We start from the raw sequence: 9,097 nt of genomic DNA, 5'->3' as shown, positions 1-9,097 counted from the left end.
GCTGCACTGTCTACAGTTGCAGTATAGGTTTGACCATTAATAACAACAGTAACGACTGTATTCGTCGCATCTGCTGGAACATTTTTCAAGACACCTGTAATGGTGACATTGCCTGATGCTTCTAAAACATTAATCACGTTATCAGCAGTTACTGAATCAACTGCAAAGTTGACACCATCTGTATTTGGACCAACTGCATCCACAATACCTGTTCCCGGTAACGATGGGTTACCTGCTGGATCGGTTGCGACTGCTGTTACCGTGTCTCCATCTTTAAGATCACCTGGGTTTGGTACTGACCATGTGCCGTCTGTACCTGCAACCACAGTTGCTGTCGTACCGTCAGGGAAGCTTACAGTCACGGTTGAACCCGGTTCTGCTGTACCTGTTACTGGATCAGTCGCATTGATTGGATCAAGGACCGGTGCATTTGGTGCAGTGGTATCTACTGTATAAGTTTGTGTATCGTTAACTGTGCTGCTATTACCTGCTGCATCAGTGAATGTTACTTTGGCATCAATGGTTTTATCTGCATCAGCAACCAAACCACTGCCCAGTACACTTACTGTCCATGTACCTGCTGCACTGTCTACAGTTGCAGTATAGGTTTGACCATTAATAACAACAGTAACGACTGTATTCGTCGCATCTGCCGGAACATTTTTCAAGACACCTGTAATGATGACATTGCCTGATGCCTCTGAGGCATTAATCACGTTGTCAGATGTTACCGAATCAATCGCAAAATTTACTGATCCTGTATTTGGTGCTGCAGTATCAACTGTGACCACACCTGTATCTGTACCTTTGTTACCTGCTGCATCTGTTGCAGTCACGGTAATCGTGTGTGGACCATCTGTGAGCACTGGCAGTGTATTATCTGCAAGGGTCCAAGTGCCGTCACCATTGTTGGTCGCTGGGTAGTTCACACCATCCACAGTCACCACCACAGTAGCGGTCGGATCATTCACTGTACCGGTTAACACAGGTGTGCTGTCGTTTGTGAGCACATCATCAAGAGCGACTGTCGGTGCTGATGTATCAAGCGTATAAGTTTGTGTATCGTTAACTGTGCTGCTATTACCTGCTGCATCAGTGAAAGTTACTTTAGCATCAATGGTTTTATCTGCATCAGCAACCAAACCACTACCCGGTACACTTACACTCCAAGTGCCTGCAACTTTATCAACTGTTGCAGTATATGTTTGACCATTAATAACAACAGTAACGACTGTATTCGTCGCATCTGCTGGAACATTTTTCAAGACACCTGTAATGGTGACATTGCCCGATGCCTCTAAGGCATTAATTACGTTATCAGCAGTTACTGAATCGACTGCAAAGTTGACACCATCTGTATTTGGCCCAACGGCATCCACAATAGCAGTCCCTGGTCCGGAAGTATTGCCAGCAGGATCTGTTGCTACGGCTGTTACCGTATCTCCATCTTTAAGATCACCAGGATTATCTACTGACCATGTACCATCTGGTCCTGCTACAACAGTTTTCGTACTTCCGTCCGGATAAGTCACTGTTACTGTTGAACCAGGTTCTGCCGTACCTGTAATTGGGTCTGTCCCGTTAACTGGGTCAATCACTGGTGCATTTGGTGCTGTGGTATCTACTGTATAAGTTTGCGTATCTTTAACAGTGCTACTATTACCTGCTGCATCTGTAAACGTTACAGTAGCATCAATAGTTTGATCTGGATCTGCTTTTAAACCACTACCCGGTACGCTTACACTCCAAGTACCTGCAACCTTGTCTACAATTGCAGTGTACTCTTGACCATTGATTACAACAGTCACAACAGTATTTGCTGCATCTGCTGGAATGTTTTTCAAAATACCAGTAATCGTGACATTACCTGCTGCCTCTGAGGCATTAAGTACATTATCTGATGTAACTGAATTAACAGAGAAATTTACTCCATCTGTATTTGGTGGAGTAGTATCGGTAGGTGTTGAAGAGTCATTATTACTATCATGATTCGATGCTGCTGCGATAATACCACCCGCAACTAATGGGATAGCCCACAGCCATGGGTTTATACCACCATCGTGATAAAGCAATGGTTCAATTGAAGAAATAGGCTGATAAATAACATCAGACACCAACTCTTGTGGTGCCTCTGCTGGTAAAGCAGCTGGTAAATCTTCAGCTACGAGTGCTTGTGGCTCAACATCACTGTCGGCATCCGCATCCGCATCAGCGTCCGCGTCTGCATCATTTTCAGCATCTTTGAATTTTGCCCAGATTAACTGTCCATTTTCGTCTTGAAAAACAAGGCTGTTATCTTTAGGCTCAGCTGTTCCACTAAAAAAGCCTTCAATAACAATTGTCTCGCCATTTTTAAGGCGAATGACTGCATTGGTTCCCTCCCTATTCACTACCAATACATCACTGGCAGCCACTTTTACCAATACAACCGATGCTTCTGTAAGCGATGCGGAAGTTCCCTTGATGGTTGACAAGGTGTCGTGACTATCCTTGGCAATAATTTGTATTTCAGGCATATCTGTATTCCTTTTATATTATTGATTTAAATGATTTTTTGTATAATTCTTTTTACTTAATGTTTTAAAGTTTTTGACCTACAACTTAAAAACATTAAGTAATGTGATCATTTTTACATTAACCACTTTAAAATAAAAAAAACAAATACTAAAGTACCTAAAGAAAAAATTTTAATTAATAGAAATTATATATAAGTCTTCTTTGAGTTTATCTTGTGTTAATTTAAGAGAAAATTTCTTTAAATGTTTTATATATAAAACAAATTTCTTTTTTTATATTTACCATTTGTTGAAATGTCATTTAATTAAAATATTCATATAACAATTATTAATATCTTAATAAAATAAAATATATTATTAATGATATATATAGAAAAAAAAGGCTTTAGGTAATATTTCACTATTACACTAAAACCTAATTTATAAATCTTTTATAAAATTTAAAACCGCAAATATTTAGAAATTATCCGGGCTCTCAAATCGTTTTACTTCTTGTAACTTATTTGGGTCATGCATCGTTGCAATTCCATCTTCAGTTTTTTGATCAACCAGAATATCCGGATTAAAAACGGTAATTGTTTCTCTACCTAGAGCATCCTCGCCAACAATATATTGAAAGCCTCTTCGATTCATCTTATGACACAGTCGTTGATAGAGACCTTTTAAACCTTCGGTTTCTTCATTCGGATTGTAATAGAAAGCATTCATCACAGCTGGTAAACCCAGACCACATACAATGCCTGATAACAACACACTAATAAAAGTATAGCCAATCAGAATACTGCTATAAGGACTTAATGCAGGAATATTGGCAACCGCCAAAATCAATGCAAGTGAAATCCCCCCTCGTACCCCACCCCAAGATAAAATGGTTAAACTACCATTATAACTTTTCATTTTCCGCATATTGGGGAAAAAGGCAAAAGCCATGAAGTTGGCTGCAAAACGAGAGATATGTAGGATAAAGAACGCAACAATACCGCCTAAAATTAGGCTAAAGTTTAAATCAAGAATAAATAACTCTAGGCCAATTAAAGTAAATAAGAATGAGTTGATGATTCCTTCTACGGTATGCCAAAAATGATTAACCTCTTGAATCTCTCGCTCTTCTCGTATTTCTTTCCATTTGTTTCCGACAATTAAACCACCTATTACACAGGCAATCGGTGCTGATGCATGGGCAAACAAAGCCACTAAATATGCTCCACTCGCAAGCAAAGCTGTTGTCAAAATCAGGGACTCCATTTCGTGTTTACCACGTAATAGACGCAACACCCCTACCCCAAATGCCCAACCAATCCCGACCGCAACAACAATTTCATAGAGTAGAGCTTCTAGTGTCGCCATTAACGAGAAATGTTCACCCTGTAAAACATTGAGTAAGGTCATAAATAATGCAATACACATTGCATCGTTAAATAGTGACTCACCTTCTAGCTTAACGATCAAATGATGCGGTGCACGAATCGAACTCAGTACACCTTTAATACCAATAGGGTCTGTTGCCCCTAAAGCTGCACCTAAAAGCAACAGCACCAAAATTGGCACATGATATCCAACCAAAAGTTGGAACCCGTAGAGCAATCCACCAAATAAAACGGCGCAAATGACCAATGCAATGGTGGCCAAAATACTAATTTGCTTCCAGTAACTTTTTAAATCAGAAATTTTAAATTTAAGTGCCGAAGAAGTTAAAATAAAACAGATGACGCCATTAATTAAAAAATCATAAAAATCGATATGGCGCACGGCTTCTTCAATATTATGAATATTAATGGTAATAAACTGGTTACCGTTTAGTAGGCTTGCGCCCCATTGCAAAATAAAGACAAAAATTGCTGAGACCAGCGGCACACCAATAGCCTGAGGAAAGCCTAAAATGCGCTTATTGAAGATCGTGGTTGCGATTGATAGCGCAAAAACCACTGTGAATGCTTGTAGTAGAAAAAAATTACCCATGAATACCCTTCTTCTGGGTCAACGACCAAATAAGAGAAACTTTGTTAGATCGACCAAACTTAATAAAAACTGGCATAAAGAATGCCATAATCATAAAAAACAGAAATTAGGGCACAAGTTTAACGAATTGAATGAACAATCTATCACTCTGTTAAATTTCTTAACATTATTTATAGTTATGATCTAAAGAAAAACGGATGAGCCTGTTAAATATGTTTAACAAGACTCATCCAAGAAAAGATTAAACTGGATTGTTAAAAGTATCGCATTGGTTAATATCGCCAGTTTTTAAACCAACCTGAAACCAGTGCATTCGCTGTTCACTACTACCATGTGTAAAGCTATCTGGAACAACCTGACCAGTTGAGCGTTTCTGTAAATAATCATCTCCAATTTTTTGAGCAGCATCCATCGCTTCTTCAATATCACCTTGCTCTAAAAATTGAGTACGTTGCTGATTATGACTCGCCCAAATACCCGCTAAACAATCGGCTTGCAATTCTTGACGAACAGATAATTGATTACCTTCTCTTTGGCTCGCTTGTGCACGGGCTTGTTGAACTTGTGAAGAAATACCAAGCAAGGTTTGAACATGGTGCCCTACCTCATGTGCAACCACATAAGCTTGAGCAAAATCGCCTGCCTGATCCTGTCTTGAAAGTTCAGTTTGGTTTTGCTCACCAGAAATTCCCATTTGCTGACGCATATCTTTAAAGAATTCTGTATCAATATAAACCTTCTGGTCTGCTGGACAATAAAATGGTCCCATTGCAGATTGAGCAGTACCGCATCCAGATTGAATCATCCCACTAAATAACACCAATCTTGGTGGCGTATATGTTTTACCTAACTGTTTAAATATAGGAGTCCACGTATCCTCTGTATCAGCCAAAACAGTTCCAACAAAATCAGAGGCTTCTTTTTGCTCGGGTGTTAAACTTTCTGGTGCAGTTGCATTTGACTGCTGTGATGCAGTGACTTGCTGAGTTGCCTGATAAGCTTGTTGTGGATCAACCCCAAAAAACTTCCACGCAACAAATGCAACAACCAAACCAATAATGCTGATACCACCTGCTCTAACACCGCCACCACCTCGACGGTCTTCCACATTGGTACTAATTCGACGACCTTTCCAGCGCATAATTTCCCTCTTATTTTAGAATGGCATCATGAACCCGATGCTTTTTTTGGCCACATTTTTTGTATTAAACTCACAATTAATAGAACAATTGCACCTGCAACCAGTCCTATTCCAAAATTAATCAGTGTCGGTGTTAAAGCACCAATAATATTACCTACCGCTGGTATTGTTTCTACATGATCCACGGTGTTTTCAGTTAAGTGATGAAGTAATGGAATCGTATGATTAATAATCCCGCCACCAACTAAGAACATTGCAATGGTGCCTACGATTGAAAGTAGTTTCATTAAAATAGGTGCAAAAGCTAATAAACCTCGACCTATAGTTTGCTTGAATGAGGTAGTTTGCTTAGTTAAATATAATCCCAAATCATCAATCTTAACAATCATGCCAACTAAGCCATAAACGCCAATTGTCATAACAATAGCAATAATACTAAGTACGCTTACCTTAGTCATTAAACTGGCTGTAGCCACGGTGCCTAAAGAAATAACAACAATTTCAGCCGATAAAATAAAATCTGTTCGAACAGCTCCTTTTACTTTTTCTTTTTCAAAATTTGCTAAATCTAATTCTTCACTATCAAATTCTGCTTTTGCTTCTTCTGATGTAGATGGCTTTTTATGCATAATGGTATGAAGAACTTTCTCCACCCCCTCATAACACAAAAATAAACCTCCCAACATTAATAGCGGATTAATCAGCCAAGGCGCAATCACACTAATCAACAAAGCCAAAGGAACTAAAATAAGTTTATTAACAAATGAACCTTTAGCCACTTTCCAAACAATAGGTATTTCGCGATCTGCACGCACACCTGTAACTTGTTGCGCATTTAAAGCCAAATCATCGCCTAAAACACCAGCAGTTTTCTTTGCTGCCATTTTGCTCATTAAAGCAACATCATCTAAAATTGTTGCAATATCATCTAGTAATAAAAGTAAGCCACTTGCCATTTCTTATCCAAGTTTGTATTTATTAGGCTATTGTAAGATGATTTTTTTCAATTTCTGTAATTTTACTGAATAAATTCACAATATTATTTTAAGAAAAGTTTAACCAATCGCTGACGAATTTTTTTTATTTCCCGTACAATAATGCCAATCTTTTATATTGCAGGGCTTACTACCCCTGATTAAGCCAATAAGACAGTGGAATAAATAATGAGTAATGTTGATCAGCGTCCAATTATTTTGACAGGCGACCGCCCAACCGGACAACTTCATCTTGGGCATTTTGTCGGTTCTTTGCGTTCTCGTGTAGGTTTACAGGATAGCCATCATCAACATCTCTTGTTAGCAGATGCACAAGCCTTAACAGACAATGCAGATAACCCAGATAAAGTCCGTCGCAATATTTTGGAAGTTGCTCTAGATTATTTAGCTGTAGGCATTGATCCAACAAAAACCACGATTTGCGTACAATCATGCTTACCAGCACTAAATGAGCTTACTATGCTCTATCTTAACTTCGTGACGGTTGCACGCTTAGAGCGTAACCCAACCATTAAGTCTGAGATTCAAATGCGCGGTTTTGAGCGTGACATTCCGGCTGGTTTCCTCTGCTACCCTGTTGCACAAGCGGCTGACATTACTGCTTTTAAAGCGACTGTGGTTCCAGTGGGTGAAGATCAAATTCCAATGATTGAACAAACCAATGAAATCGTACGTCGAGTAAACCGTCAGATTGGCCAAGACCTTTTACCTGAATGTAAAGCTTTGCTTTCAAATATGGCACGCTTACCTGGTTTTGATGGCAAGGCAAAAATGTCTAAATCATTAGGTAATACCATTGTTTTAAATGCTTCTGATAAAGACATTAAAAAAGCTGTAAATGCAATGTATACCGACCCAAATCATCTTCGCATTGAAGATCCAGGTCAGGTTGAAGGAAATATTGTATTTACTTACTTAGATGCATTTGATCCAAATAAAGAAGAAGTTGAAGAGTTAAAAGCACACTATCGTCGCGGTGGTTTAGGTGATGGAACTGTTAAAAAACGCCTTGAAGGTGTTTTAAAAGAATTGATTAGTCCTATCCGTGAACGTCGTGAAGAACTTGCTAAAGATCCTGATTATATTATGGATGTTTTACGTCAAGGTACAGATAAGTGTCGTCTTATTACTCAACAAACCTTAGATGAAGTTAAAGATGGTTTAGGATTATTTAAATTCTAATTCCTTTAAAAACTAAAAGCCCTTCGGGGCTTTTTTTATGCTTATTTTATTCATAGCATAATTTTTTAGAATTACTAATGTATTGACGACTATTCACATGCTTTTACCCTATTAACGTGAAGTAACACTTATTAACGCTAATAGCGATGAAGAATTTCTTAACTATCTCTATTATTCATCATGTAGGTTACATGATATGAACCTCACGACATTTCTCCTTAAACCGAAACTGTTTTTACAGATTCGTTGTTCTACGCAATGATCACCCCAATCATTGCGTATTTTTTTGCTTAAATATTTTGTTTTCTTTAGAAATTTTATTTTCTTGATTACTTATTTTTAATAGATAAAAAAACACCGCATCATTTTTCAGATGCGGTGTTTTTTTAAGATTCAGGATAAAGCAATTAAGCTAAACCTTTCTCTTTTAAAACTTGCAACATTGTTGAACCAAGCTCAGCTGGGCTACGAGTGTAAGCCATTCCCGCGCGTTCAAATGCAGCGAATTTCTCTTCAGCAGTACCTTGACCACCAGAAATGATCGCACCAGCGTGACCCATACGCTTACCTTTAGGTGCAGTTACACCAGCAATGTAACCTACTACAGGCTTAGTCACGTTAGATTTGATGAATTCAGCAGCTTCTTCTTCCGCTGTACCACCGATCTCACCGATCATGATGATTGCATCAGTATCTGGATCGTCTTGGAACAATTGAAGAGCTTCGATTTGGTTCATACCTGGGATTGGGTCACCACCAATACCGATACAAGTAGACTGACCTAAACCAAGCTTAGTTGTTTGAGCAACAGCTTCATAAGTCAATGTACCTGAACGTGAGATAATACCAATACGACCTGGTTGGTGAATGTGACCAGGCATAATACCAATCTTACATTCGCCTGGAGTGATCACGCCTGGGCAGTTAGGACCAACTAAACGAGTACCGTTACCGTTAGTTTCTAAGTAGCGTTTTGCTTTAAGCATGTCGATTGTTGGAACACCTTCAGTGATCACAACGATTAGGCCAACACCTGAATCAACCGCTTCAACGATAGAATCTAAAACGAATGGAGCTGGTACATAAATTACAGATGCATCTGCATTTGTCTCACGTACAGCTTCTTTCATTGTGTTGAATACTGGTAAGTCAAGGTGAGTAGTACCACCTTTACCTGGAGTAACACCACCAACAACTTTTGTACCGTAGTCTAAAGCTTGTGCAGAGTGGAAAGTACCGTTTTTACCAGTAAAACCTTGTACCAATACTTTAGTGTCTTTATTAATTAATACGCTCATGATTGA

Annotated in this window: 6 protein-coding genes; 1 reads left to right on the top strand and 5 read right to left on the bottom strand. The window is 38.7% G+C overall.

Translation table 11 applies throughout. From position 1 onward, the window contains the following. The 4 genes from F886_RS19495 to F886_RS19480 all read right to left on the bottom strand — a co-directional run. Positions 1–2,516: Ig-like domain-containing protein (locus F886_RS19495; RefSeq protein ID WP_005310086.1), on the bottom strand; the 2,516-nt coding region annotated here is incomplete at its 3' end. A gap of 456 nt (positions 2,517–2,972) precedes the next feature. Continuing rightward, positions 2,973–4,475 (bottom strand): cation:proton antiporter, encoded by a 1,503-nt coding sequence (locus F886_RS19490; RefSeq protein WP_004789435.1) that lies wholly within the window; start codon positions 4,473–4,475, stop codon positions 2,973–2,975. A 241-nt stretch (positions 4,476–4,716) separates the two neighbouring features. Next, positions 4,717–5,616 (bottom strand): KPN_02809 family neutral zinc metallopeptidase, encoded by a 900-nt coding sequence (locus F886_RS19485; protein ID WP_005310083.1) that lies wholly within the window; start codon positions 5,614–5,616, stop codon positions 4,717–4,719. Positions 5,617–5,642: 26 nt separating this feature from the next. Beyond that, positions 5,643–6,572 carry a DUF808 domain-containing protein gene (locus tag F886_RS19480; protein WP_005310080.1) on the bottom strand — a complete coding sequence of 310 codons (930 nt, stop codon included), beginning with the start codon at positions 6,570–6,572 and terminating at the stop codon, positions 5,643–5,645. 207 nt (positions 6,573–6,779) lie between these two features. Between F886_RS19480 and trpS the strand changes: the two genes are divergently transcribed. Further along, positions 6,780–7,793: a tryptophan--tRNA ligase gene (trpS, locus tag F886_RS19475; RefSeq protein WP_004789430.1), complete on the top strand. Its 1,014-nt coding sequence runs from the start codon at positions 6,780–6,782 to the stop codon at positions 7,791–7,793. A gap of 407 nt (positions 7,794–8,200) precedes the next feature. Here the strand turns inward: trpS and sucD are convergent, their stop codons facing one another. After that, positions 8,201–9,091: a succinate--CoA ligase subunit alpha gene (gene sucD, locus F886_RS19470; RefSeq protein ID WP_003655479.1), complete on the bottom strand. Its 891-nt coding sequence runs from the start codon at positions 9,089–9,091 to the stop codon at positions 8,201–8,203. Between the last annotated feature and the right edge of the window lie 6 nt (positions 9,092–9,097).

This window comes from Acinetobacter sp. NIPH 542 (assembly GCF_000369825.1).
Taxonomy (GTDB): Bacteria; Pseudomonadota; Gammaproteobacteria; order Pseudomonadales; family Moraxellaceae; genus Acinetobacter; species Acinetobacter oleivorans.
Note: the sequence above shows the minus strand (reverse complement) of the source record. Positions and strands in the feature narration are given on the sequence as shown.

What these genes read in the sequence shown, in the direction of transcription:
- trpS (WP_004789430.1), top strand. Translation starts at nt 6,780, where the DNA reads ATGAGTAATGTTGATCAGCGTCCAATTATTTTGACAGGCGACCGCCCA.
- F886_RS19490 (WP_004789435.1), bottom strand. Translation starts at nt 4,475, where the DNA reads ATGGGTAATTTTTTTCTACTACAAGCATTCACAGTGGTTTTTGCGCTA.
- F886_RS19485 (WP_005310083.1), bottom strand. Translation starts at nt 5,616, where the DNA reads ATGCGCTGGAAAGGTCGTCGAATTAGTACCAATGTGGAAGACCGTCGA.
- sucD (WP_003655479.1), bottom strand. Translation starts at nt 9,091, where the DNA reads ATGAGCGTATTAATTAATAAAGACACTAAAGTATTGGTACAAGGTTTT.
- F886_RS19480 (WP_005310080.1), bottom strand. Translation starts at nt 6,572, where the DNA reads ATGGCAAGTGGCTTACTTTTATTACTAGATGATATTGCAACAATTTTA.